Genomic DNA, 24,304 nt, shown 5'->3' on the forward strand with positions numbered 1-24,304 from the left:
ATCGACCTTTGAAAATTGTATCCAGCAAACTCGTTTGCTGGAAAAATAAAAAAGTAGCAGACCCAGTGATATAGAAAAATTACAGCAAAATGCCGATGGATCAAAAAACTACATATACCCAGAAGGCAATACACATATCGATGATATTTTATGGAGGCAGAAAACCTGAACCGATCGGAAAGTCACACTCGGAGGGAGTGGAACTCCTCCAGGTCTGAGAGGCTTTTTGAGAGGCAGAAGAAGCTTATACCCAGCGGGGGGGCAAGTTCCCTGATGAGGACGTCCTCGTGGGACCCGTACCCGCTGTTCATACAGAGGGGGGGCAAGGGGTCCAGAATATGGGATGTTGACGGAAACGAGTACATAGACTTCCTCATGGCCTTCGGGCCGCTGATCAACGGGCACTCGCACCCCCCCAAGATAAACAACGCAGTGAAGAAACAGATGAGGAACGGGTACCTGTTCGGTGCGCCAAACGAGCTGGAATACAAGCTTGCAAGAATGTTCATGAAGTTTGTGCCGAACCAGGACAGGGTGATATTTGCACTGAGCGGTTCCGACGCCACGTTCAATGCGATCAGGATCGCCAGGGCTGCAACCGGCAAAGACGTTATACTGAAGTTCGAGGGGGGGCACTACCATGGCCTTCACGACTATGCGGCGATTTCCGTGGAGTCGCCTCCGGTTGTGAGCGGCCTGAGGTGGTTCCCGAGGCCACTGGCATACACAGCTGGCATACCGAGCGAGGTCCTCGACACCGTGGTTGTTGCGAACTGGAACGACGTGGAGAGCCTGGAGAGGATACTGAAGATAAGGGGGGGCAACGAGATAGCGGCCATAATAATGGAGCCCATAATGGCCAACTCCAGCGTGATACTGCCGGACGACGACTACCTTAGGGCCGTGCGGGAACTCGCTGATGAGTACAACATACTCATGATAATGGACGAGGTCATAACTGGCTTCAGGGTGAGCGAGGGTGGTGCACAGAAGCTCTACGGGGTTCAGCCAGACCTCTCCACATGGGCCAAGGCCTTGGGCAACGGGCTCACAATATCAGCAATATCCGGAAAGAAAGAGTACATGGAACTGATAGGAAACGGCGTTGCGTACGGCGGCACTTACTTCGCGTCTCCGATTGCACTGGCGGGCGCACTCGAGAACCTGAGGCTGCTGGCCTACAACGACTTCGAGCCCTACAGGTACCTGAAGAGGATCACAAGGAAGATGGCCAAGGGCATTGAGGAGGTTGCGGACGAGCTTGACGAGGACATACTGGTCACATGGGAGACAGGCCTCCTGTCTTTCATATTCACCAAGAGGAAGAGTGTCAGGAACTACAGGGAGAGCATTGACAGCGACTGGGAGAAGTACAAGAAGCTGCAGCGCTACATGCTCAGGAGGGGCATATACCTGCACCCGGACATGTTCGAGAGGATACCCCTTTCCACGCAGCACACGGAAGAAGACATAGATGCCTTCATCATGCACTCAGGGAGAGCCTGAAGGAATACAGGGAGAAGGAGGAGTGACCTCCTCATGGCTCCCCCCGTATATCTGGTAGTACCAGGACTTCCTTATTTTTCCAGATATGTCGACGTAGACGTGCTTGGGGGGGTTCGTGAACTCCTCCAGTGAGAAGATCGATGTGGAGGCACCGAAGCCCGAGCGCTTGAGGGGGGGTGACCAGGGCATCTCCGACGGTATCGGGGCGTGGTCATTGACCCAGACGGTGCCGAACCTCAGGTCCCTGGAGGCCCTCATGGCCCTTGCCACATCCCTTGTCCAGACGGAGGATGCCAGGCCGTACACCACGTTGTTGGCCCTCTCTATGGCCTCCTGGTATGTGGAGAAGCGGAGCACCGACAGGACTGGCCCGAATATCTCCTCCTGCACCACGCGTGCACCATCGTTATCCACCTCCACAACTGTGGGCCTCAGGAAGAAGCCCCCCCTCTCGCCATTGCCGGAGCCATCGAGCACCACGTTGCCCTCCCTCCTCGCTACCTCTATATAACCGTTCACACGCCTGAACTGGTCCTCCGACACCACCGGCCCCCCCATGTCCGTCTTCGGGTCCATTGGATCGCCGACCCTGACCTTCCTCAGCTTCTCCAGCAGCCTTGCAAGGAACCTGTCATAGACACTCTCGTGCACGTACAGCCTGGTGGCCGCACCGCAGTCCTGGCCAGTGTTCATGAGTGAGCCCACAACGGCACCCTCGGTTGCGGCCTCGATGTCCGCGTCCTCGAACACTATGAAAGGTGCCTTGCCGCCCAGCTCCAGGGACAGCTTCTTGACCGTGGACGAGGCCAGGGATGCTATCCTGGAGCCCACCTCCGTGGAACCTGTGAATGCTATCATGTCTACCTTGCTGTTCCTCGAGATCTCCTCCCCCCCGATCACTGACCCTGGTCCCGTGACCAGGTTGAAGGCCCCCCCTTGGGTATGCCCAGTGAATGTATGAGGGATGCGAGCTTGATAGCAGTGAGCGGCGTGTTTGATGCGGGCTTGAGCACCACGGTGTTGCCCATCAGGAGTGGTGGTATTGCTCTCCAGGCCACCATCATGAGCGGGTAGTTCCATGGGACTATGACACCGACCACGCCCACGGGCTCACGCCTCAGGATGCTGGTGCCCTCCTGCAGGTATTCATGGGCCGCTATGCCGTTCTCAACCCTCGATGCGCCAGCGAAGAACTTTATGTTGTCTATGGTGGCCCCCCCGATATCGTAGTCTGCGGCCTGCTTCACGGGTTTTCCCGTGTTGAGCACCTCCAGCCTCATGAACTCCTGCTTCTCCCTCTCGATCATCTGAGCCAGCCTGTAGACGATCTCAGCCCTCTCGGCCGGCGTCATCCTCGGCCATGGGCCGTGGTCGAACGCGTCCCTGGCCGCATCTATGGCCCTCCTGACATCTTCCACCGTGCCCCCCCTCTGGACCCTCCCGATATCCTCCCTTGTAGCCGGATTCACAAGGCTGTAGGTGCTCCCGTCGGATGACTGCGACCACTCGCCACCTATGTACATCATGTTCTCACTAAATTTTTCCACCGTCATGGTCATCTACCTATAATATGTCTATATGTAATGTTCACCTAATAAATTTTTTTTAATTTGACTGGCCGGTGTCCTTTATAAGTACCAGCGGCCTATCCTCGTCGGCCTTCCTGGGCACGCGCCTGATGATGTGCGGCCTGAGGTTCACGTCCAGGGCGTCCCTGAGGCCCTCTCCGAGCAAGCCGAAGCCCAGCACGATGAGGAATATGAAGGCTGCAGGTATAAGGCCCTCCCACGGGTATGTGTAAAGAGTTGTTGTCAGGGACGAGGCCATGAGGCCCAGTTCCGGAGTGCCCACCGGTATGCCAACGCCGAGGAAGCCCAGAGTGGAGATCGTGAGGAGCGCGGTGCCGAAGTCCATGGTGGCATACACGATCATTGTGGGCAGTATGTTCGGCAGTATGTCATGGCGCAGGATGTAGGGGAACGATAGGTCCATGGCCTTCGAGGCTGTCACGAAGTCCTGCGCTGTGACCTCCAGGACACTCCCCCTTGCCAGCCTCACATAGGGCGGCCACCACACTATCATGACCGAAAGCATGGCGTGCGGGATGCTCGGCCCGAGCGTGGCGGCTATTGCAAGGGCCATGATTATGCTGGGGGGGAATGCGAGGAACAGGTCGGTGAGCCTCATTATCACCTCTTCCGCCGCGCCCCCCCTGAAGTAGCCGGCGATGCTGCCCAGGAGTATGCCGATGAGGAGGGAGAAGAGGACTATACCTGCCGGCATGGCCATGTCTATGGGCATGGCCGCGATTATCCTCGAGAATATGTCTCGGCCCAGGGCATCCGTGCCGAAGATGTGTTGCATGCTCGGGGGGGGAGGTTCGCAGCGGAAAGGTCGAGGCGGTACGGGTTGTAGGGCACCATCTGGTGCCCAGTATGGAGTAAAGCACTGCCAGCAATACGAAAAAGGCTGACAGGACAAGCCCAGCCATGGACAGCCTGTTCTGGTAGATGTCCCCGAGGACCTTCCTTGCACCCCCAATTAGCCCTGCCTGCTTCACCTGGCATCACCCGAGAGCGTTATCCTTGGGTCTAGGACGGCGTAGAGTATGTCTGCTATGAGGTTCACTATGATAACAACAGCGGTGAACACAACAACAACCGCAACCAGGGCAGGGTAGTCGTCTGAAACCACTGCGTTGTAGGCGAACCTGCCGATGCCTGGCCATGAAAAGAGCTCCTCGACAACAACCGTGCCGGACACGAGCCACCCGAACATCACAGCTATGACAGTGTTCGATTCTATCAACCCGGTCCTGAGGATGTGCCTCCTCTGCACGAGCTTCTCATCGATGCCCTTGGCGTACGCTGTCTTGACATATGGCAGCCACTTCACGTTGAGTATGCCCGACCTCGTGATCCTGGTTACCAGCCGAAGTTCAGGAACGCCAGGGTGAGGGCCGGGAGTATCAGGTGGTACATCCCGTTCACAAAGTCCTGGAAGTGGCCGGTTATAAGCGAGTCCAGGACGAATATGCCAGTTATCCTCGGAGGAGGGGGGGTCAGCGTTGGTGAGTACATGCACTTATCGGGAACAGGCCCAGGTCGGATGAAAGTACCATTATTGCGAGTGCAGCGCCAAGGAACGTTGGTGTGGCCCATGAGGCCAGGTAGAAAACCCTTATTGCAGAATCCTTCTTGTTGCCGAAGTTCATGGCAGAGATGTATCCTAGGCCCACGCCCAGGATGATAAGGATCACGAAGGATGCTATGACCAGCTCCAGTGTGTTGGGAAAATAGAACTCTATCTCGGAGAGGACGGACTTGCCCGTCTCCGGGTCGATGCCGAAGTTGCCCGTTAGGTAAGACTTAAGGAAGATTCCGAGCTGGACATAGATCGGGGGGGCGTTGAGGTGGTATTCCTGTATCACGTACTGCACCGTGGAGGCCCTGGCCTTAGGGCCAGCCCAGAGCCTGGCAGGATCCGGGCTCAGTAGGTGTGAGATCAGGAATACGATTATTATCGTCCCGATGAGCAGGAGTATGCCCTCGGCCACCCTCTTTGAGATGTAGACTGCGAGCTCACGCCTAGAGATCAGATCCCCCCCTCACCCTCCCTGGTAGCAGCCATCATCTGCACGTCAGGGGGGAGATAGGATGTCTGTGAGGTGTAGTGCACGTCGCTCCAGAACATGAAGTAACCTGCAGCTGACCCGGCTGGGTTCTCTATGAAGCCTGTGAGCGTGTCCACATGGACTGCAAGCATGTAGGGTATGTTGAGCCATGCAAACCAGTACTGGTGGTAGACTGCGTGGACGAGCTCCGTGTAGTTCTGCACTATGTACTGGGTGTTGTACGTCGAGGTGCCGTTCACCGTAAGGTTGAACATGGTCTCATTGAACCAGGGTGCCTCCACATAGCTCTCGTCCATTATGGCGGTCGCGTAGTCAGAGCTGGCTGTGTAGTCTTCAGTGTAGTAGCCTATGCCCATCGGGTATGTCAACCCGCTGGTGCTGTTGTCCGTGGAGTAAATTATGCTCTCCCAGGCACTGTGCGTGACACCGTCAGATGTTATGTCAAACCCAATTGCGTTGAGGTCAGATATTATTATCTGCGCCTCTTCTGACTGCGATGTTGAGCCCGAGTTGAATGTGAAGTTGACTGGTGGCAGCGGGTTGTTTTTGTTAACCACTGTGCCGTTGGGGAATTTGGCCTCGTATCCTGCCTTCGCCAGGTATTCTGCGGCCAGTGTGGGGGTTGTATGTGTAGTTCTGCAGGCCTGAGGTGACGTTGCTGTAATACGGGAACCCGGCAGGTATCGGGCCTATCCACTGGGTGGCCAGGCCGTGGAACACCGTGCTTATTATCCCTGTGTAGTTTATTCCATAAACGACCGCTGCCCTGACATCGAGGTTGTAGAACGGCTTGTAGCCGTACGGTCCATGTAGACCCAGTATGCCCCCCCCTCGGAGCTACCGAACTGCACTGGCAGCACAGTGACGTTGAAGCCTGGGAGTGACTTGAGCGTGCTGTAATACTGCGTTGAGGGATCGTCTATTACCTGCAGCTGGCCCGCCTTGGCTGCAGATATTGAGGTGGACACTGGCTGGTAGTCTATCACGATCTCCTTCACGTAGGGCGGGTGGATGGCGTAGTTCCACTGGCTGCTGCTTATATTGTATGCCCAGTAGTGCGGGTTTGCCTCCAAGACAGCTGTCTGTCCCGGGACGTACTTTTCCAGCACGTATGGCCCTGTCCCCAGCGCATGGGTCGTCATGTATGAGTTTATCGTTCCGTACTGGACGCCACCGTGCGCATCCACATATGCAGGGTCAACAGCTGCGGCCATGGGAGTTGTCAGAGTGGCGAGGAGAGAGTTGAATGGCACATCCCCGTTGTAACCGTAACCGAGGTTCAGCCTGATCTCATACTTGTTTATCACCTGGAAGGACTGGTACGGGTACTCCATCACCTGCAGCTCACTCGCATTGGGGTCAGTGAAGTTGAAAGTGTTCAGTTCCTGCGGCGTGACTGTGAAATTAACGCCGTTAGAGTAGTTGAAGTTCTGCGACAGGATGAAGGATGGTGCCTGGTTCATTATTATCGTCCTGTACATGGAGTACCACTGCACGTAGGCATTGTACGGGTATCCGTTGCTGAATGTCACGTTGTGCCTGAGGTAGAATGTGTAGTGCATGCCATTGGGGGGGATACACTCCAGTTCACTGCAAGCACACCAACGTAAGTGTCCTCGCTGGTGCCGTTGGGGGGGCCACAAGCCCCTGGTATATCTGGTTCGCTATCTCCCATCCAGCGGTACTGAACGTCACGGCCGGGTCAAGGTGGCCCGGTGCCTTTGCCGAGCCCTCAACGATCACCGATGGCGTTGTTACCTGCGAGTGGGGCCTGTGGATCTCAAAAGCAGCCACCCCCCCTGCCACGATCACTACGACAACGACTATGATCGCGATTGTTGATACCTTCATATTTCAGAATATTCCAATCCAAATATTTATATGTTTTCATATCTAAAGTCCTCCAAGGATTTTTTACATAAATAGGCCTGTAATGCTGAAAATATTTACATCCAACAGGACATAAGGTCACTTCCATGAAGATGAGAGGTTATTCTCTCCACTATTTAGATTTTGCCAGGGCGGAGGTAGACGTACTGAAACACTGTGTGAGTTCAAGCGTACAAGATGTGGGAGAAGAGCAATCACGGGCAACGGCATGAAGATCGTGAATAGTTATAGGCCAAGGGCTGAAGGTTAAGGCCTGCCTCAACCCCATGATCTAAAAACAGGACCTGGAGGTTGAGAGGCCTGTGCGCTCATTTCACCTCCGAGTCGGCGAGCCTCAGGGCATCGTCCATTGCAGAGACACCTGCATCTATCTCTTCCTTTGTGATTATGAGTGGCGGCGCGATGACGAAGTGGCTGACCCAGGTGTTCACATAGACGCCCTTCTTCATCATTTCTGACGCTATCCTGTCTGTCATCAGTGGCCTTCCCTCCACCTTGTCCCTGTAAGTGTTGAACGGTTCTCTGGTCTCCCTGTTCCTCACTATCTCAACCGCAGCGAAAAGCCCTATGGACCTCACATCGCCCACCGATGGGTGCCTCTCCCTGAGCTCTTCCAGCCTGCCTGACAGGTACTTACCCATTTCCCTGGCCCTCTCTATAAGGTTGAGGCGCTTGTACTCCCTTATTGCAGCTGTCGCAGCAGCCATCCCAACCGGGTGCGCCTCATAAGTGTGGCCGTGTGCGAAGTAGTGGTCCTCAAAGTACTCCGATATCCTCCTGTCAGTGGCCGTGAGGGAGAGCGGGAAGTATGCCGATGTTATGCCCTTTGCGGTGGTGAGTATATCTGGCTTTATGTTCCAGTGGTCCACCGCAAACCATTCCCCTGTCCTGCCCCCCCACCCCCCCGACATGACCTCGTCCGTTACCATTATAACATCGTTCTCCTCGGTTATCTCCCTCACCCTCTCCATGTACCGGGTGGGGGGGGTATCACCACGCCGTTGGTCCCGGTCACGGGTTCCATGATCAGGCCCCCCCCGACGTTCCCCCTCGTTCTTTATCATGTACTCAATATAATCAGCACAGGCCAGGCCGCAGTCAGGGTATTTCAGGCCGAACGGGCACCTGTAACAGTAGGGGGGGCGGTGCGTGGACAACGCCGTTTATTCCAAAGTCCGGTTCAGCCTGTATGCGCCTGAAGTCACCTGTCAGCGATATGCTGGCTGCGGTGGAGCCGTGGTAAGAGTTGTACATGGATATTATCTTCACCTTTCCACTGGAAGAGTTGTACATCCTTATAATCTTGACAGCCGCCTCGTTTGCCTCGGTCCCGCTCGTGCCGAAAAAGAACCTGTCCAGGTTCCCTGGCAGGACTGAAGAAAGCTCCTCTGCCAGCTCCGCCCTGGCATCGATTGTGTATGAGGGCTGTATGTATGCCAGTTTCTCGGCCTGCCGGTGCATTGCCTCAATCACGTTACTGTTGCTGTGGCCGAGGTTGGAACACATGAGCTGCGAGGAGAAGTCAAGGTAAGCCTTTCCATCCTTATCGTAGAAGTAGACGCCTTCCGCCCTCTCAACAACCAGTGGATTCCATGGGCCCTGCTTCCTCCATGTGCCGTATGTATGCTCTTTGGTAACCCTGGATACCCTTTCCCGGTCGTATGTGCTACCCTGTATGGCGCCCATACTGAGGCTATTCTCTGTAACTATTTTAACTTTTCACAGTATATCTATTATGTTTTTTCCCTTCAGCTGAGTGTAGGTGAAATTTTCCAGAGAACCAACGGAAACCATGTGATTAACTCTGAAAACCGTTTCAGGGCCTGATGGGGGGGCAGATCGGATATCCGGCCTGAGTCCTCTGGCATTTCCATTCGCCTGGATGTTTACCCTGGATTTCCGACCCGGGATCGGTATTAGAACACAGATAAAAAAATAAATATCATAGCTTCCGGTTAGGGTTATTTTACACCTTGCTTAATAAGACGATGGATTTAATACCAAATAAAGCATTACCATGGTGCAATGGAAACAAAGGCGACAGACTACAACACTATTATTGACGAGACCGATAAGAAGATCCTTGAGGCAATGTTTGATATCAAGGACACCAACCTGCAGTCTCTGGCGGACAGGGTTGGCATCTCAAAGTCAACGGTGCACAACAGGCTCAAGAAGATGCGCGATGCCAACTTCCTCCAGGGCATAATCCCGATAATCAACAAGGACTATGTGGATAACCAGATAACAGCGATTTCCCTGATAAAGGCCAAGTACGGGCCAGAGTACGCGGAGGAGGTTGGCAAGAGGATATCGAAGATAAAGGGTGTCTGGGCGGTCTACTTCGTCCTCGGCATAAATGACTTCGTTGTGCTCATAAGGACTAAGACGAAGAGCGAGCTGGAACAGATCGTGAACGAGCTCAGCAAGACCGAGGGCGTGGAGAGGAGTGACACGACCATAGCTCTCAAGATAATAAAGGAAGATGTGGGTGAATCGCTCAAGTATGCCTCCGTTGGCAACGAGTGATAAATTTTAATCCACTCCGAATCTTCAGCTCATGGAGTACATCAGCATAGTTGCCATTGCCCTCTCCGTAGTTTCAATTTGCCTTTGGGCTTACAGCCTGGCCTCCATGAGGGGCAGGAAGGTTGAGGTCGATAACACCCCCCCCAGGGCTGTGGATGCGGGATTCGAGGTATCGGGAGGAACTGGAAAGGGAGAGAGTGATGAGGGCCCTACGGCCAGCGCCCCCCCGCACCATGAAACATACGCGCTAGGGATAAGTACGGAGGAACTTGAAAGGTTCAGCCTGCAGGTCATCAAGAACCTGGACATGATAAACAAGAGGATAGGGGTGAAGTTCGACGTGAAGCCCTTGCAGGCAAAAAAGGAGAGCCAGGGAAAGAAGTGAGCTCATGTTGTGCCGGCCTTCTGGTTGCCAGCAACGTTCTGAGACTTCTTTCCCCCCCAGCCAATCCAGCCCAGTGCCGTCAGGGCAGCGCCGACCACTGCCACGACGATGCCGGGCACCATGTACCAGAGCATCGGATGGAGGACCCTGACTCCACCCAGTATGGCGAGTACTACACCCACCACCAGCAGTACAATGCCCGGAATCCCCGAAGGCCCAGCGCATTGTTACCACCGATATATATAAGTAAAAACTTCTATAAAACTATTTCGATCACTCCCCCCACCTGCTTCTGATGGCGCCCTACCGGCTGCCAGAACCCTTTCTGGGTGCAGCCTGTACTCCACAGTTGCCATGATGGCGGAGAACGGTATCCATGCAACGCCTATGTATGCAGCGAGGTCAAAGGGATAAGCGGGAGGTGACGGGTAGAATGAGAAGAATATGACCGCTCCCAGGACACCAACCGCTACCGCCGGGAACAATAGGTGCTGCACCACACGGAACTGCCCGCGCTTCCTGGCCATGACTGGGAGGCCGATGGAGCTACAATGTGCTCAAGGTATGCACAGTAACCGTTCGCGTACAGCATGAGGAGGCCACCCTCTGCCGGCCCGAAGGCGAGGCCGAAGGCCAGTGCGACCACAAGGGAGGCGACAAGGACAAACGTGGCCGATACATGGGGGGGTGAGCCGTACCTGCTGTGCACCCTGGCCAGCGACCTGGGGGGGAGGAAGAGTATGCCGTCCCTGGCGAAGGTGTAGTAGACCCTGGAGTTGGAGTTGCTCACCGCTATGTTGTATCCCATGAAGCTGTTCACCGTAACTGCGATGAGGAGGGCGTAGAGCAACACGCCGTGTTCCCTGAATAGGATGAGGCCAGGGTCCGGAGAGGTTGCAAACGATGACATATCGCGTGGCCCCCAGCCAACGGTGAAAGCGTAGGAGACAAGGACCAGAGTGAACCCTGCAATCACCGTTGTGGTTATCAGTGCGCGGGTCACGGACTTCTCCGGTTCCCTTGTTTCCTCTGCCAGGGACGTCACTGAAAGCGTGGTTCCGAAAAAGAGGACAACGGAGTAGATCATCGAGTAGAAGAGCTGAGACACTCCGCCGGGGGGGAGGAGTGAGGTGGTGAAGACCTCAAGCGTGTTGCTGTGGCCCGCTGACACTATTATAGCGATGGAGCCTGCTATTATGACGCCCACCTCTATCAGGCCCCCCCAGTATCTGGTAGTCCGTGGATGCCCTTATCCCGAAGTAAGTGAGAAGGAACGATACCAGCGCCGCAGCAACAGCAACCGGTATCCAGAACTCAGGAAGAGAGTATTTGGGGGGGTCTATGAGAGTTATGAACGATGCCAGGCCGAGGAATCCGAAGGACCCGTAGCCCAGGGTTGTGTAGAATATCATGTTCCAGGCCTGGAATGTGCCAACCGTACCGCCCAGGGACAGAGCCGCGAACTTGTAATAGGAGCCTGCGGAAGATACGAACTTTGAGAACTGGTAGCCGGTGTTCATTATGAAGAGGTAGAATATGACACCGAGGAGTATGGACAGGGGAGTGGCACCCAGGGCGAACAGGGCCACCCCCCCGGTGAGGAGGTAAGCAGCGTCAGCAGCTATGGATAGGGCTCCCATGGCCTGCCACACCAGCCTGAACTGGCCTATCACTCCCCTGGGAAGTGAATCGTTACTGATAGACTGTGTCACGCCAGCCTGATCTGTAACATGTAAATATAGCTTTGCTCCCGGAGACGCACCCAGGGTAGAAATAAAATTATACAGGCTGAAGTTACGGGCAGAGACCCATGGATGAACACTGAGGCCGGCAGGGGGGGCGCCTATGAGAGAAAGTGGTTTGCGAGCTACCTCCTTTCCAACGTTGCCTCCGGCATAATATCGCCCCCCCTGGTCCCGCTCTATACGGTCCTCCTGTTGCATTCCACGGTCTTCTATGTGGGCCTGGCAAGCGCCCTCTCTTCGGCTGCATCTGTCCCCCCCTCCCTGATACTGTGGGGGAAACCTATCCGACAGGACAAAGGCCAGGAAGCCCTTCATCATAGTTGGTTTCGCAGGATCGTTCCTCTCACTTATCCTGATACTCCTCGTCAGGAACGTGTACGACTACATAGGTGTGCTCGTGCTCTACCAGGTGCTTGCGAACGCCAGTGTGCCCGTGGCCACGGTCCTGATAGCGGAGAACACTGAGGAGAGGCTGTGGCCCAACGTCATGGCCATGTTCAACATGCTCTCTGCCGTGGGCACGGTCATAGGCCTGGGCCTGGGCACCATGTTAACGTTCATCAACAGCAGTCCCGGAGCACTCACAATGGTTTACGTGTACTCATCAGCCATTTACCTGGTCTCAGCCATTTCGGCAGCCCTCCTCCTCAGGGAGTCGGAGAAGAAACTCGAGAGGAGGAGGCTCTCCTCCATCTTCTCCATACGCGTGCTCGAGAGGAACCGTTTCTCACCGAGCCACATAGTGCACTTCATTGCCTACAGGGAAGGCAACGCAAGGCACCTGCCCGGAAAACTGTGGGCCACCATAGCGTGCGCCTGCCTCCTGATGGTGGGCTTCCAGGTGTTCCTTGTGCCTTACCCGGTGTACCTTGTGGACAGGTACGGAGCATCACAGCTGATCGTATTCCTGATGTACATGGGAAACAGTGCCATGACCGCACTCACATACGTTCCGGCGGGGGAGGATGGTCAGGAAATCAGGCATATCCAGGGCACTCTCCCTGGCCCTCGGGAGTAGGATCCTAATATTCTCTGCAAGCTCCGTGATCGCCATGCTTGCAGCCCCCCCCACTCACCTCTGGATGTACGTGATGGTCGCATTCTACAGCATAATAGGTGGCCTCTGGAGCTTCATAGGCATGGGGGGGCAGGTGACAGCGGTAACCAGGATGGCCGACCAGGAGACAAGGGGGGGCTGGGCAGTGGGCCTCTACAACTCCTTCCTGGGGGGGATAGGCCAGATCGCGGGCTCCTTCATATCTGGATACATGGCACAGTACGTCGGTTACTCCTACGACTTCATAGCTGCTGCGGCCATAGTGGTCGTTGGCACCGCAGTGATACTCAGGATGAACATAGACTCCGCCATAAGGGGGGGCAGCCAGGCGGGACTGGTGTCAAACCTGGCTCCTGATCTTGTTCCTGTCTATCTTTATCCCGCGGGGGGGTCAGAACGAAGAGTGACTTTGACAGGCCCGCCACGTCCCCGTTGGCGTCCCTGCTTATTATCCTCATCTCGTCCATTATCCTCTTCAGCACCACCTCGTCGGAGGAGACAAGGGTACAGTCCACTATCACAATGTTCCCACTGTGCACGAGGTCCCTTACGCGCCCGAGGTCGTCCGTCCTCCTGACCTCCGCGACCCTAACGTATGAGACCGGCCTCTCCTCCTCGTCCTCCACCTTCACGTCGTTGAGGTCTATGAACCTCCTTGGCTCCCTCTGACTCTCTTCCTGGCCCCCCCTCCTCCTGAACAGTGGCATCCCCCTATCATTCTCTCATGTTTACGCCCAATAATATCTTTTCACATCATGCCTTCAAGGCACCGCCGTCGGCCACGGGCTCCCCCCCCTGTCGGATGGCAGCAGGGGGCATAATGAATGAAGTGACTACAGCGAAGAGTATTGAGAACCAGATGGCAGTCCAGAGGGGGGATGACCTTATCCATGAGGGAGATGAAGGCAATTCCAGCTGCGCCGCCAACCGTCTGCCCTACGCCCCCCCAGACCATTGAGTTGGAGGTGGTGTTGACCTCCCTGGGGGACCACACGCCCCCCCACGTACCCGAGGAGCACCGGGAACTGGGTGTATGCTGTGAAGGCGAACAGCGAGTAGAACACACCGGCGAGGATGACGGACTTTGAATAGTACATGAAGAGGGTGAAGAACAGTGTTGACAGGATGAACGTGATCATGACAGTGGCCTTGCCCCCCCTATCCTAGTCACCACATGGCCAAAGAACGGCTGGCCCATAACCGCTATGACCATTGAGGTGGTTAGGAGGTCCCCCCCCATAAGGGCCTTGCTCCCGTAGATAAGATCCAGGTAGTCTGCACGAACGTTGTTGATCCAAGGAGGAACATGGACCTAATGAAAACCAGCGAGGTGAGGAGTAGGATAAATGACCTGTACCTGCCCAGCGGCACCCTCTTCCTCTCCCCCCCCTGTTAGCCGAGGGAGCAGACCTCCTCACACGCCTGAGGCCCAGGAGCACAGCGACCCCCCCTCCGACCGCAGTGTAGCCTGCGAGTATGAAGAGGGAGTGTGAGGGCCTCAGGAGGGCAATGAGGGACACTATGAGCAGGGGGGGCGTTATGGCACGCCCCCCCAGGCTGCCAAATGAACCGTTGATGCCCATGGCCCTTGGCGCGCCGCCACCCTTCCTGTACACGCCTGATAGTACGCTTGCGCCCACGGGGGGGTGGTAGAATGACTGCCCGAAGCCCAGCGAGGCGACGCCTGCAACTATCAGGTACAGGGCGAACCTCTCGAACAGGAACGGGAGGGCGAATATGAATATGGCCAGTGCATTGAGCAGCAGTCCAGTGGAGATCAGGACATTGTCACGGTCGATCCTGTCAGCCACCACTCCAACCGGTGCGCTGAACAGGCCAGATATGACGTTGTAGATCACCGCCATGAGCCCCCCCAGGACTGTTACAGACGTCCCCCCCGGGATCTCAACATAGTAGGTGAGGAGCACGGGGGAAAAGGAGTGTGGTGCCGTCGTTCAGGAAGTGAGCAAGCGATGTGAACAGCAGCGCCCTCCTGCCTACCTCCATACCCGCATCAGCCCGTCTGTCCGGCCTCACTGACCAGGCCATCTGGAAGCAAGCAGCTGTCCGGTAACTGTTCCTCGTCCAGGTCCAGGTGCCTGCCCTTCACCTCCGCGTACGCCCTCAGGAAAGCGAGTATCCTGTGACCGTCAACGATACCCATGTTGCCCACCCTGACCATGCTCTCAGACAGCTGCCCCCCCATCCCCCCCTGGAGACCGTTATGCCCTTCGCGGCGAGCAGGGCCGTTGACTTTGAGGCCTCTGGGTCCCTTATCGCCACCACAGTATCGGAGTAGTTCTCCTCGTTCCCGTAGAGGGATAGGCCGAGATCCCTTATGCCGGACCTGAGGAGCTCCGCGCATGCGTGGTGCCTCTCTATCCTCCTGCCAAGCCCTCGTACTCCAGGAGCTCCAGTGCCCTCTCAAGCGCAGCAAATGCACCTGTGGCCGGTGTGAATGGTGTCTCGTTCCTCTCAAGGAACCTCAGACTCTCGCTCAGGTCCATGTACGCGGGGATGTCCTCTGCTGCCCTTATCTCAGAGGCCGCCTCACCGGAGAGGCACACTATTCCGAGGCCTGGAACAGAGGCTATGCCCTTCTGGCTGCAGGTTGCCATCGCGTATATCCCTGCCCCCCCTACCGATACCGGCATACCGCCGAAGCCTGACACGGAGTCCACAAGCACCCTTATCCCCCCCTGGCACTCAGGTGGGATGCAACGGAGTTTATGTCCCTGATGGCCGTGCCATTTCCAGTCTCATTGTGCACAAGGGCGACGTAAGTGGCGCCCCCCCACTCCTCTGCAGCCGCGAGGATGCTTTCCACACCGATTGCCCCCCCAGCCTCACCGGAGTCCACGACCTTCAGGTCCACGCCCCCCCTCCTCCTCAGTGAGAGGACTAGGCGCCTGCTGAACTCGCCGTTCTGGGCGGCCACAACCCTGTCGCCCTTCCTGAGTATCGAGAAGACCATGGATTCGACGGCGAGTGTGCCGGAGCCAGTGGTGACGACGCTCCTCTCTGCCCCCCCGGTGAACCTGTTGAGCCTCTCCTCTATGGAGCGCACTATTTCCCTGAACTCCCCAGACCTGTGATTTAGCACCATGGTGGCCCTCGCCTGCACGCTTGCTGGCACCTCTACGGGCCCGGGTATGAGCATCATATCTCTCCCCCCCTCCAGGCCTTCACTATGTTGCTGGCAGTCTCCATCGCGACCCTCCTCTTGGCCTCCTCTGTCTGGGCGCCTATGTGTGGCGTGACGACGAAGTTCTCCATCCTCAGGAGATCCATCTCGAACTTTTCCCTTGGAGGCTCATTCCACATCACATCCGTGTAATAAACACTGACCACTCCACTCTTCAGTGCCTCCAGTAGGGCATTTCCGTCCACGGCGGCGGCCCTGCTGGTGTTCGATATCACCGGCCTCCTGCCCATGGCGGAGAACTCCTTCTTCCCGATGAGGGGGGGCTGGCCAGGGCTCACCGTCACGTTGATCGATATGTAGTCCGATCCCCCCCTGAGGAGGTCTTCCAGTGCGACCAGCGATACACCCAGCCTCTCCGCCGCCTCCTCGTTCCTCACAACATCGTATGCAAGGACTTCCATGCCGAAGGCAGATGCCACGGACGCTATGTCCTGGCCTATCCTGCCAAAGCCTATTATGCCTAGCGTCTTCCCCCCCGAGACCTCCCGGCCGGTTTTCTTGAGGAACTTCCCCCCCTCCCTCGCCATTGTGGAGAGGGTGCAGAATGACCTGGAGATGGATAGGAAGGCTGCGAATGTGAGCTCGGTTACCGACCTTGTGGATGAGCCTGGGGCAAAGACGACCTTGATGCCCTTTGACCTGGCATATTCCGTGTCTATGGTGTCCAGGCCTATACCTGCCCTGGCTATGACCTTCAGCGCGCGCCCTGCGTCTATGACCTCCCTGTCCACCCTTGTCCTGCTCCTGACAACTAGGACGTTGTAGCCGCCGACGGACGATACCAGGTCCTGCCTTTCAATATCTGGCCTGTAGTCCACATGCATTCCGCTGTCCTCCAGGGTTGAGAGGAGTACCTGATCGACCTCATCCGAGACAAGAACCCTCCATGACATACCGTGACCAGACATGGTAGCCTTTCTATAATATAAAATTTCATGAAATAAATTGGATATTTTTGTGTGTCCGGATAAGGGTACAGCCAGAGATCCAGCGCCCCCTGAGGGATTCAGGGGGGGATATCTGCGGGAGATTTGCATATGAATCTGAGAAAAGAAGATATCGATGGGAGGGGCTGGCTGGAGTATGAACAAGATACTCGTATCCCTGGTCGTGGTGGCTGTTGTGGCAGTTGCCCTGGCCGGGCTCTTCGGCTACTCCTACATGGAGTACTCGAAGACAGCCAGCTCATACAGCAACCTGAAGACCAGCTACAGCAACGTGCAGGCATCGGTGGTGCTGGATGACGCGTACGCACACTGGGACTACATAGCCATAGAGAACGCTTCCCTTCTGGCCCCCCAGTATGCAAGCAATGCTACCCTGCACTGGATCGGTGGCCCACTGAGCGGGACCTACACAGGGGGGGTGCAGAACATCACCAACACATGGGACAAGTTCTTCGCCATCTGGAGCGCGGTCTGGTTCTACACCATAACGCCACCGAGCGTGAGTGTCTCGGGCAACATGGCACAGGTGCTCAGCATGAACCAGTTCGTTCTCACACCGTTCTCAGAGCCACAGCAGGTGCAGTACCTGAACATAAGCTACACGCTGAACTACACAAAGTCCGGGCAGAACTGGCTCATAACTGGTGAGGTGTGGCACATAGTGGGCACAGGCTACATATCACTCCAGGAGGAGTCCTCACTGGTAAACCAGGTGACAGCAGAGGCGTTCGAGCACTGGAACAACATTGCGATTGAAAACAACACGTCTGTGATGCAGGAGTACCTCAGCAACGCCACTCTCAACTGGGTCGGAGGACCGCTCAACGGCGTGTACCATGGCTATGCCGCCATAAATGAGACCTGGAACAAGTTCTTCGCGCTCTGGAGCGCAGTCTGGTTCTACACGGAGCAGCCGCCAGTTGTGCAGGTAAGCGGAGACATGGCACACGTGCAGGCAACTGTGCAGTTCGTGGTGCAGAACGCAACGAACACAAGCCAGTTTGACTACATAAACGTCTCGTACAGCATAACCTACCTGAACACTGGTTTCCAGCAGAGCAGCGGCCAGATGCCCTTCATGATATACATGGAGACCTTCCAGATAACTGGCAAGGGACCCCTAAGCAAGGTCTGAGGTCACTGCGAACCTTAAATTATTTTTTCCATATGCATTTTAGAATTGCCCGGTGATGACCATTTCGATACAGACTTCAAGAGGCTTCTCTGGTGGCTGTTCGTGGCCACGAGGGGGGGAGGTGAAACAAGGCTGAGGATAGCCAGGTTCATAAGGAGGAGCCTTCGAATATTAACAGGATATGCAGGGCACTTGACCTTAACTACAGGACAGTGGAGCACCACCTGAAGGTGCTTGAGGAAAACCGCCTGGTTGTCACCCAGGGCAACGGTTACGGAAAGGTTTACTTCCTCTCCGGCCAGATGGAGAAGGGCTTCGGAGAGCTGGAGGAGATGATAAGGAGGGGGAAGAGACGGGAATAATCTGGAGTATAAACATAGGGATAATTGCGGTCGAGCTGCTGCTCCTCTTGATCATCACGGTCAGCCTTGCGAGGTCTTACAGCAGGCTGCAGGCCAGGGCCATGCTAGGCATGGTTCTATTCTCAGCGCTCTTCCTGATCGAATCAATCGTGTCCCTAGTGGTCTACGTGCACCTCTCCATGACCTTCGGGAGGTACCTGGCGCTCCTGCTGCTCGCCATAAACGTGGTGGGGGGGTTGGCGGCATACGCAGTCATGTACAGGGCCATAAGCCAGTGATTCAGTTATTCACCCTTTTTATGAATAGGTGAATCAGGTTATGGAATCCGTCCCTCCAGGTCTTCAGCTTTGGCTTGGTGACCCTCACGCCGTACCTTATCGGCACCTCTATGAGGGTGCCGTTCCTTATCGCCTCTATCTTTATGTCCTGCGAGAACGACATCCCGTCGCTCAAATGCTTCATCTTCATGTATATCTCCCTCCTGAAGACCCACATGCCGCTCTGCGAGTCCCTGAGAGAGCACTTGAAGAGCAGCGACATGGTCTTGTTCAGGACGGTGTTCCCCACAAAGTGAAGCGTTGTGTAGTTCTTTGGTGTCCTGAGGGTCATCCTGTCGCATGAAATGAAGTCCACACCGTTGATTATGAGGAGCTGCACGAGTGGCCCAACAAGATCCGCTGGGTATGTGCCGTCCCCCCGTCAAGGCACACCACTATGTCCCCGGTTACGTGCATAAGGCCTGTCTTGTACGCACGCCCGTAGCCCCTCCTGGGCTCCTCTATAACCTTGGCTCCCAGCGACCTGGCTATGTCCCTTGTCCTGTCCGTGGAGTTCGTATCCACAACTATTATCTCCTCAACGCCAGACCGCCGCAGGCCTGATATGACATCACCGATGGTCTTCTCCTCGTTGATCGTGGGTATGACTGCGCTGATCTTCAAGGCCAGGTAACCCCCCCCGTTGCGCGAGGACTCACTGCTCACCTGGTTGCCCCCCCTTCCAGGCAGGCACTAATTGGTGCGCATGGCCCTTCATGAGGTCCTCCGCTTCCCTGCCCTTCCCTGTGTGGCTGCTCCCTCTGATAGTGTGTGTGGCAATGCAGCGTACTGGCATAGAATAACATAATAGGTGTGCATAAAAATGTTCCCATAGGCACTGGCCCCCCCTGGAGTGCCGTGAGCGTTGCCCAGAGGCCCTGGCAGCGTCTCTCACCGACCTGAACGCCCGTGGACAGGCTGGAATCGACAGCTCTACCCCCCGGGTCCGGTTTCCCCCCCAGGCCACGGTTTCCCCCCCACCACCTGAAACCCGCTTAAGGCCTGCAGTGCCCGGTGCCTGCCCAATGGATGGACACAATGTAAGGAGACCAAACCCATGTGGGAAGTAGCGGGATAGCCACAGCAGGGGGGTCTGCCGTTCAATTCCACACGATCGGAAAAGGAATAAATCTGTGATAACCAATACCACGCCATGCAGGCCATAGTTGTTTCGCCGCCGAAGAAGGGCATCGAGTACGTGGACTTTCAGGAGGAGGACGGTACAGGCATACCTGTCAGAATAAGGGAGACAGGGATATGCGGCACTGACAGGGAGATCGTCAACGGGCAGATGGCTTCAGCGAGCCTGCCCAGGGGGGGAGCAGTTTCATGGTGCTTGGCCACGAGGCCATAGGGGGGGTTGTCCAGGAGGACGGGGGGGAGAGCATAAGGAAGGGAGACCTTGTGATGCCCGTGAACAGGAGGGGGGGCTGCGGGCACTGCCTCGCATGCCTGAACGGCAGGCCAGATTTCTGCGAGACTGGCGGCTTCGTGGAGGCCGGAATAAAAGGGATGCACGGGTTCATGAGGGAAACATACTGGGACGAGGAGAGGTACCTTGTGAGGGTGCCGAGGGGGGGATAGAGGACATAGCGGTGATGGCCCAGCCACTATCCGACCTTGAGAAGTCTATGGAGGAGGTAATGCAGGTGCAGAACAGGCTGCCCTGGAAGTGCCCGGACGGCAGCCTTGGGTGCAGGAAGGCCCTCGTTGTCGGCACAGGCCCCATAGGCATACTTACATCGCTCCTTCTCCGCTCCTACGGGCTCGGCGTCTTCATCTCAAACGTCAGGGAGCCAAGCAGGGAGGAGCAAAAGATATTCGACGATGCGGACATAACATATTACAATTCCAGTTCAGGTTACTCGGCCCTCAGGGATAAGCACGGGGGGGAGTTCGACCTGGTCTTCGAGGCCTCGGGCGCGGATGCATCGATGCTCCCGCAGCTCCTCGGGATCATAAAGAACAACGGCGTGCTTGGCCTCTTCGGCTTCCCCCCCAGGTCCGGGTACGCATCCTTCTCCCACACCGACCTGCAGAACCTCGTGTACAGGTCCATAGCCGTGGTCGGCCTGATCAACGGCCAGAAGCCCCACTTCCAGAGTGCAATGAACAGGCTCGCCGCCTGGAAGGTCATGTTCCCCGTTGCCACATCCCTCCTGATAACAAGGGTACTGGACCATACAGAGAGGGACAGTGTCAGGGAGGCCCTGACCTCAAAGACGCCGGGTGAGATCAAGGTTAAGATAAGGTGGTCCTGAGCCTAAATTCTTTCCTTACATATCCATAAAAATAATCCATGTTTTTATACCAGACTCCATGGCGCACTCCGTAATAACTTTTGAAAGGCTTGGATTTACTATTACAGTGACAAAGAGTGTCAGTGTTTCAAGTTTTACCTCTAATTTACTATTTTATACGAAAGTATTGAATATGTAGTATATGTATCGGAGTCCCGTGCAGAACAACGTTTCGAACACCACAGGCCTGAGGAGGAACTCCGTGAGCTTCGCGGGCATGGTCATGCTCACCCTTGCAGGTGTGCTGGCCATAATCGGCCCAATAGAGATTGCATCGTTCATTGGGGATGCGGGGGGGCCCGCCGCCATGTGGCCCGTGATCCTGGGCTACCTGCTCTTCGTCCTCGTCTCCCTCCCCATACTGGAGTACACGAGGATCGCCCCGTTCGCAGGCGGTTACTACGGCCTGGCAGAGCTCGGTTTCGGCAGGAAGGCTGGCAAGTTCACATCTCTCTCCAACTACTTCTTCTACAACTTCTGGCAGATGGCCAACGCTTCTTCATAGGGTGGCTTGCAATAGACACTGTTTACATAATCTACGGCATCATGCTCCCCATATGGTTCTGGCTGCTCATATGCGTCCTCACACTTGTCATCACCCTGGTCATGACGATCCAGCCAGCAAGGCTGCTGAGCAGGATACTCGTAATCGTTATGGTGGCCACCACAGTGCTGGTCACAGCCTTTACCATATATGTTATTGCCAGGAGCCCCCTACAACTCCGCATATTACATAAACCCTGCCAACAGCCCATCCGGCTTCACCGGCATAGCCCTTGCACAGCGGTGCTTGGCTTCTACCTCTTCGCAGGCTATGGCGCAGCCCTCTTCTACGGTGAGGAGGGTGTCCAGGCGAGGCGCACCCTCTGGAAGGCGGTCTACGTTGGCCTCACGATCTCCGCGGTTGTCATAGCACTCAGTGCTTATTCGGAGGTGGTCTCTGTGCCCAAGAGCGACCTGGCGAACGTGGGCCAGGCCTCCATACCGCAGCTTGTCACCTGGATACACTACATCCCTGCCGGTGTCCTGGTGGGCCTGAACATGTTCATTCTTGTGGTATCGATGATAGCCTACGGGGGGCTGGAGGCGGCTCCCAGGCGAGGCTGCTCTGGGCAATGTCCAGGGACAACTTCATCAAGAGCCAGTGGCTGAGGAAACTTGACGAGAAGACGCAGGTACCGAGGAGGGCAGCCATGGTGAACTTCGCGTTCGCCCTCTTCACAGTGCTCGTTGTGGCTGCAGTCCTTGTCAAGGTATACGGGTACAACGCGGACACGGTCAGCCTTGGCTTCTTCGTTGCAGGGACAACATCGACCATCCTGTGGTACTTCCACCACTTCGTGCCCGAGTTCGGCCTCTATGCCTTCCTTTCCAGGCACAGGGAGATAAAGTTCTCCACAGCGAGGAAGGTGCTCTCAGGCCTCGTGGTGCCCATAGGCGGCACAGCCCTCTTCGTCTACACGTTCTATGAGGGCATAATAGGGAACCTGGTGGAACCGTACTTCGGGTTCGTTGTCATGGCCCTGCTCATAGTGGTCGGTGTGATCGCCTACACGCTCTACAAGGCCAGGAAGGGCGAGCTCGGAGAGAGCGTTGTCAGCTACATGGTGGCAGAGGCTGGCAGGGAGGGGGGGGCGAGAGGTGAGCGGGCCGCGGTTAAGGCTTGAGGGAAAGAAATGCGTCGTCACCGGTGGGGGGGCCAGGGGGGGAATAGGCAGGGCAATAGTGGAGACCTTCCTGAGAGAGGGGGGGGCACAGGTGGCCTTCTGCGACATTAACAGGGAGAGGGGGGGCTCAGAGGTGGAGATGGCCCTCAGAGGCGGGTGCAGGTTCTTCCACTGCGACGTGTCAGACCCTGGGAGCGTGGAGAGTTTCTCGCGTGCAGTGAAAGAACACTTCAGTGGCACCCTGCACGTACTGGTGAACAACGCCGGCATCTCCAGGTACGAGAGGTTCGAGGACATTACCTACGAGAGCTGGAGGAGGGTCCTGGAGACCGATCTGAGCGGGACCTTCCTGGTCACGAAGGCCCTGCTGCCCATGATGAGGGGGGGTGGGGGGGGTCGATAGTGAACATATCCTCCACGAACGGCCTCAGGGGGGGTGAGGTGGGGCTGGCACACTACAACGCAGCGAAGGGTGGCATCATTACACTGACAAAGACCCTGGCCCTTGAACTTGCAGGGTCCGGCATAAGGGTGAACTCCGTCTGCCCCCCCGGCTTCATAATGACAGAGATACAGAGGGAGGCCGGGACTCCTGAGGAAGAGATAGAGAAATACATAAGGAAAATCCCCCCCTGGGCAGGTACGGCCAGCCGCAGGATGTGGCCAACGCTGTCCTATTTCTGGCATCTGACGAGGCCTCCTTCATAACGGGAACGGAGATTGTGGTGGACGGCGGGCAGATATGCGGGGAGTGATCCTCACCCCCCCAGGCTCCGGCTGACGAGTTCCGAGAGGTCGATGATGCGGAAACCGAACGGAGCGAACTTGTTCCTGTTCCTCGGGGGGGAGTTCACTATGACACTAACCTTCTTTCTCGTCTCCCCGTCCACAACCTGTGAAAGTGCAGCGCATATGAGCATGTTCCTGCTGTCGTCTGACGTCCCGACAACAATGCACTCTGAGTTCCCGAGCTGGAAGACGGACAGGGCCTTTTCGTCGTCCGGTTCCCCCCTTCACCGTCAGGACGCCCAGGGAGGCCAGGGCCTCCTGACCGACCTCATCGTCTATCACAACAACGTTCTTTCCCCTTGACCTCTGCGCTGATATGAATGCCTGCACGAGTGGTGAATAGCCGCATATGAGCGTGTAGTCCCTGAGGGAGCGAACTCCGAGCCTTTCCATCGTCATGGTAACACCACCGATCCTCTTCTCTATTACGGGAGTGATCAGGAGGGTGAGTGCGCCGAAGAAGACGGCAACACCCATCACCGAGAGCGATACGGTGAATAGCCTGGCGGAAAGTGTCACCGGCAGTATGTCACCGAAGCCCAGCGTGGTCACTGTCTCGCCTGCGTAGTATATTGCTGTGCCTATTGATGTGATCGGTGGCCTGAAGTCTTGGCCCAGCAGCAGAGAGCCGCCTACGCCGTAAGCAGCCGTGAAGGCCACTATGATCAGGGAAACGGCTAGCCTCGGGTCGGTGAGGAGCTGCGATGGCTCCACGTAGTCCTTCCTCCTCCTGATCAGGAGGAACATCGTAAAGGCTGCCAGGATGATGCCAAGTAACGAGACATGGGACTTCCTGCCCAGGCTGATTAGGAATATCACTACCTCCAGCGAGAGGA

19 protein-coding genes and 11 pseudogenes are annotated in these 24,304 nt (G+C 56.2%); 11 read left to right on the forward strand and 19 right to left on the reverse strand.

The window, feature by feature from the left end; translation table 11 throughout:
- Positions 1-150: 150 nt before the first annotated feature.
- Positions 151-1,532: pseudogene (locus JCM13583_RS07945) on the forward strand (aspartate aminotransferase family protein).
- Here the strand turns inward: JCM13583_RS07945 and JCM13583_RS07950 are convergent.
- The 8 genes and pseudogenes from JCM13583_RS07950 to JCM13583_RS07985 form a co-directional block, all read right to left on the reverse strand.
- Positions 1,492-3,065: pseudogene (locus tag JCM13583_RS07950) on the reverse strand (aldehyde dehydrogenase family protein). The pseudogenes JCM13583_RS07945 and JCM13583_RS07950 overlap by 41 nt on opposite strands.
- Before the next feature lie 46 nt (positions 3,066-3,111).
- Positions 3,112-3,997 (reverse strand): annotated as a pseudogene (locus JCM13583_RS07955) (ABC transporter permease).
- Between the two features lie 65 nt (positions 3,998-4,062).
- Positions 4,063-5,104 (reverse strand): annotated as a pseudogene (locus JCM13583_RS07960) (ABC transporter permease).
- Positions 5,101-5,820, reverse strand: a complete 720-nt coding sequence (locus JCM13583_RS07965) for an ABC transporter substrate-binding protein (RefSeq protein ID WP_162509622.1) — start codon at positions 5,818-5,820, stop codon at positions 5,101-5,103. Before JCM13583_RS07965 ends, JCM13583_RS07960 begins: the two are co-directional and overlap by 4 nt.
- Positions 5,759-5,962 (reverse strand): annotated as a pseudogene (locus tag JCM13583_RS07970) (hypothetical protein); the annotation flags it as partial. The gene JCM13583_RS07965 and the pseudogene JCM13583_RS07970, both read right to left, overlap by 62 nt.
- Positions 5,884-6,702, reverse strand: a complete 819-nt coding sequence (locus tag JCM13583_RS07975; RefSeq protein ID WP_075057300.1) for an ABC transporter substrate-binding protein — start codon at positions 6,700-6,702, stop codon at positions 5,884-5,886. The gene JCM13583_RS07975 and the pseudogene JCM13583_RS07970, both read right to left, overlap by 79 nt.
- Positions 6,703-6,727: 25 nt before the next feature.
- Complete coding sequence (locus JCM13583_RS07980; RefSeq protein WP_075057301.1) at positions 6,728-6,991, reverse strand: hypothetical protein; 264 nt, start codon at positions 6,989-6,991, stop codon at positions 6,728-6,730.
- Between the two features lie 347 nt (positions 6,992-7,338).
- A pseudogene (locus JCM13583_RS07985) lies at positions 7,339-8,716 on the reverse strand (aspartate aminotransferase family protein).
- A gap of 339 nt (positions 8,717-9,055) precedes the next feature.
- Between JCM13583_RS07985 and JCM13583_RS07990 the strand changes: the two are divergent.
- Together JCM13583_RS07990 and JCM13583_RS07995 are read left to right on the forward strand one after the other, a co-directional pair.
- The gene (locus tag JCM13583_RS07990; protein ID WP_075057302.1) at positions 9,056-9,559 is read left to right on the forward strand and encodes an Lrp/AsnC family transcriptional regulator; all 504 of its coding nucleotides are present in this window, start codon (positions 9,056-9,058) and stop codon (positions 9,557-9,559) included.
- Positions 9,560-9,590: 31 nt separating this feature from the next.
- On the forward strand, positions 9,591-9,944 hold the full coding sequence (locus tag JCM13583_RS07995; RefSeq protein ID WP_075057303.1) for a hypothetical protein: 354 nt from the start codon (positions 9,591-9,593) through the stop codon (positions 9,942-9,944).
- A gap of 2 nt (positions 9,945-9,946) precedes the next feature.
- Here the strand turns inward: JCM13583_RS07995 and JCM13583_RS08000 are convergent, their stop codons facing one another.
- Both JCM13583_RS08000 and JCM13583_RS12755 read right to left on the reverse strand, forming a co-directional pair.
- Positions 9,947-10,129 (reverse strand): hypothetical protein, encoded by a 183-nt coding sequence (locus JCM13583_RS08000; protein WP_075057304.1) that lies wholly within the window; start codon positions 10,127-10,129, stop codon positions 9,947-9,949.
- Positions 10,130-10,171: 42 nt separating this feature from the next.
- A pseudogene (locus tag JCM13583_RS12755) lies at positions 10,172-11,584 on the reverse strand (APC family permease).
- A 418-nt stretch (positions 11,585-12,002) separates the two neighbouring features.
- On the opposite strand from JCM13583_RS12755, the gene JCM13583_RS08020 reads away from it, so the two are divergent.
- Positions 12,003-12,707, forward strand: a complete 705-nt coding sequence (locus JCM13583_RS08020; protein WP_162509623.1) for an MFS transporter — start codon at positions 12,003-12,005, stop codon at positions 12,705-12,707.
- Positions 12,708-13,033: 326 nt separating this feature from the next.
- Here JCM13583_RS08020 and sepF read toward each other — a convergent pair whose 3' ends face one another.
- The 7 genes from sepF to JCM13583_RS08045 form a co-directional block, all read right to left on the reverse strand.
- Positions 13,034-13,453, reverse strand: a complete 420-nt coding sequence (gene sepF / locus JCM13583_RS08025; protein WP_075057309.1) for a cell division protein SepF — start codon at positions 13,451-13,453, stop codon at positions 13,034-13,036.
- 177 nt (positions 13,454-13,630) lie between these two features.
- Positions 13,631-13,885, reverse strand: a complete 255-nt coding sequence (locus JCM13583_RS08030) for a hypothetical protein (protein ID WP_075057310.1) — start codon at positions 13,883-13,885, stop codon at positions 13,631-13,633.
- A 24-nt stretch (positions 13,886-13,909) separates the two neighbouring features.
- On the reverse strand, positions 13,910-14,674 hold the full coding sequence (locus tag JCM13583_RS08035) for an MFS transporter (protein ID WP_075057311.1): 765 nt from the start codon (positions 14,672-14,674) through the stop codon (positions 13,910-13,912).
- An 86-nt stretch (positions 14,675-14,760) separates the two neighbouring features.
- A complete protein-coding gene (locus JCM13583_RS12760; RefSeq protein WP_162509624.1) occupies positions 14,761-14,952 on the reverse strand; it encodes a hypothetical protein in 192 nt (63 codons plus the stop codon).
- 172 nt (positions 14,953-15,124) lie between these two features.
- Positions 15,125-15,433 carry an aminotransferase class V-fold PLP-dependent enzyme gene (locus tag JCM13583_RS12765; protein WP_162509625.1) on the reverse strand — a complete coding sequence of 103 codons (309 nt, stop codon included), beginning with the start codon at positions 15,431-15,433 and terminating at the stop codon, positions 15,125-15,127.
- Positions 15,434-15,435: 2 nt separating this feature from the next.
- Entirely contained in the window at positions 15,436-15,909 is a 474-nt protein-coding gene (locus tag JCM13583_RS12770) for an aminotransferase class V-fold PLP-dependent enzyme (protein ID WP_162509626.1), read from the reverse strand.
- Positions 15,906-16,844 carry a hypothetical protein gene (locus tag JCM13583_RS08045; protein ID WP_075057312.1) on the reverse strand — a complete coding sequence of 313 codons (939 nt, stop codon included), beginning with the start codon at positions 16,842-16,844 and terminating at the stop codon, positions 15,906-15,908. Before JCM13583_RS08045 ends, JCM13583_RS12770 begins: the two co-directional genes overlap by 4 nt.
- Positions 16,845-17,034: 190 nt before the next feature.
- On the opposite strand from JCM13583_RS08045, the gene JCM13583_RS08050 reads away from it, so the two are divergent.
- The 3 genes and pseudogenes from JCM13583_RS08050 to JCM13583_RS08060 all read left to right on the forward strand — a co-directional run bounded on the left by JCM13583_RS08050 (position 17,035) and on the right by JCM13583_RS08060 (position 18,673).
- Positions 17,035-18,033 carry a hypothetical protein gene (locus JCM13583_RS08050; protein ID WP_075057313.1) on the forward strand — a complete coding sequence of 333 codons (999 nt, stop codon included), beginning with the start codon at positions 17,035-17,037 and terminating at the stop codon, positions 18,031-18,033.
- Between the two features lie 21 nt (positions 18,034-18,054).
- A pseudogene (locus JCM13583_RS08055) lies at positions 18,055-18,395 on the forward strand (winged helix-turn-helix transcriptional regulator).
- A gap of 47 nt (positions 18,396-18,442) precedes the next feature.
- Positions 18,443-18,673: a hypothetical protein gene (locus tag JCM13583_RS08060; RefSeq protein WP_075057314.1), complete on the forward strand. Its 231-nt coding sequence runs from the start codon at positions 18,443-18,445 to the stop codon at positions 18,671-18,673.
- Between the two features lies 1 nt (position 18,674).
- Here the strand turns inward: JCM13583_RS08060 and JCM13583_RS08065 are convergent.
- Positions 18,675-19,336: pseudogene (locus tag JCM13583_RS08065) on the reverse strand (glycosyltransferase family 2 protein).
- A gap of 529 nt (positions 19,337-19,865) precedes the next feature.
- Between JCM13583_RS08065 and JCM13583_RS08070 the strand changes: the two are divergent.
- From JCM13583_RS08070 to JCM13583_RS14065, 4 genes and pseudogenes are all read left to right on the forward strand, one after another.
- Positions 19,866-20,973 (forward strand): annotated as a pseudogene (locus JCM13583_RS08070) (glucose 1-dehydrogenase).
- A gap of 181 nt (positions 20,974-21,154) precedes the next feature.
- A pseudogene (locus tag JCM13583_RS12775) lies at positions 21,155-22,679 on the forward strand (APC family permease).
- The gene (locus JCM13583_RS12780) at positions 22,654-23,082 is read left to right on the forward strand and encodes an SDR family oxidoreductase (RefSeq protein ID WP_171823527.1); all 429 of its coding nucleotides are present in this window, start codon (positions 22,654-22,656) and stop codon (positions 23,080-23,082) included. Before JCM13583_RS12775 ends, JCM13583_RS12780 begins: the two are co-directional and overlap by 26 nt.
- Positions 23,082-23,387 (forward strand): SDR family oxidoreductase, encoded by a 306-nt coding sequence (locus JCM13583_RS14065; protein ID WP_171823528.1) that lies wholly within the window; start codon positions 23,082-23,084, stop codon positions 23,385-23,387. Before JCM13583_RS12780 ends, JCM13583_RS14065 begins: the two co-directional genes overlap by 1 nt.
- Positions 23,388-23,540: 153 nt before the next feature.
- Here JCM13583_RS14065 and JCM13583_RS08100 read toward each other — a convergent pair whose 3' ends face one another.
- Positions 23,541-24,287 (reverse strand): hypothetical protein, encoded by a 747-nt coding sequence (locus JCM13583_RS08100; protein ID WP_075057319.1) that lies wholly within the window; start codon positions 24,285-24,287, stop codon positions 23,541-23,543.
- Between the last annotated feature and the right edge of the window lie 17 nt (positions 24,288-24,304).

It is taken from the genome of Thermogymnomonas acidicola JCM 13583, from assembly GCF_001316105.1.
Lineage (GTDB): Archaea > Thermoplasmatota > Thermoplasmata > Thermoplasmatales > Thermoplasmataceae > Thermogymnomonas > Thermogymnomonas acidicola.

What these genes read in the sequence shown, in the direction of transcription:
- JCM13583_RS07975 (WP_075057300.1), bottom strand. Translation starts at nt 6,702, where the DNA reads ATGCACTACACATTCTACCTCAGGCACAACGTGACATTCAGCAACGGA.
- JCM13583_RS07980 (WP_075057301.1), bottom strand. Translation starts at nt 6,991, where the DNA reads ATGAAGGTATCAACAATCGCGATCATAGTCGTTGTCGTAGTGATCGTG.
- JCM13583_RS07990 (WP_075057302.1), top strand. Translation starts at nt 9,056, where the DNA reads ATGGAAACAAAGGCGACAGACTACAACACTATTATTGACGAGACCGAT.
- JCM13583_RS07995 (WP_075057303.1), top strand. Translation starts at nt 9,591, where the DNA reads ATGGAGTACATCAGCATAGTTGCCATTGCCCTCTCCGTAGTTTCAATT.
- sepF (WP_075057309.1), bottom strand. Translation starts at nt 13,453, where the DNA reads ATGCCACTGTTCAGGAGGAGGGGGGGCCAGGAAGAGAGTCAGAGGGAG.
- JCM13583_RS08030 (WP_075057310.1), bottom strand. Translation starts at nt 13,885, where the DNA reads ATGATCACGTTCATCCTGTCAACACTGTTCTTCACCCTCTTCATGTAC.
- JCM13583_RS12760 (WP_162509624.1), bottom strand. Translation starts at nt 14,952, where the DNA reads ATGGGGGGGCAGCTGTCTGAGAGCATGGTCAGGGTGGGCAACATGGGT.
- JCM13583_RS12770 (WP_162509626.1), bottom strand. Translation starts at nt 15,909, where the DNA reads ATGATGCTCATACCCGGGCCCGTAGAGGTGCCAGCAAGCGTGCAGGCG.
- JCM13583_RS08045 (WP_075057312.1), bottom strand. Translation starts at nt 16,844, where the DNA reads ATGTCATGGAGGGTTCTTGTCTCGGATGAGGTCGATCAGGTACTCCTC.
- JCM13583_RS08050 (WP_075057313.1), top strand. Translation starts at nt 17,035, where the DNA reads ATGAACAAGATACTCGTATCCCTGGTCGTGGTGGCTGTTGTGGCAGTT.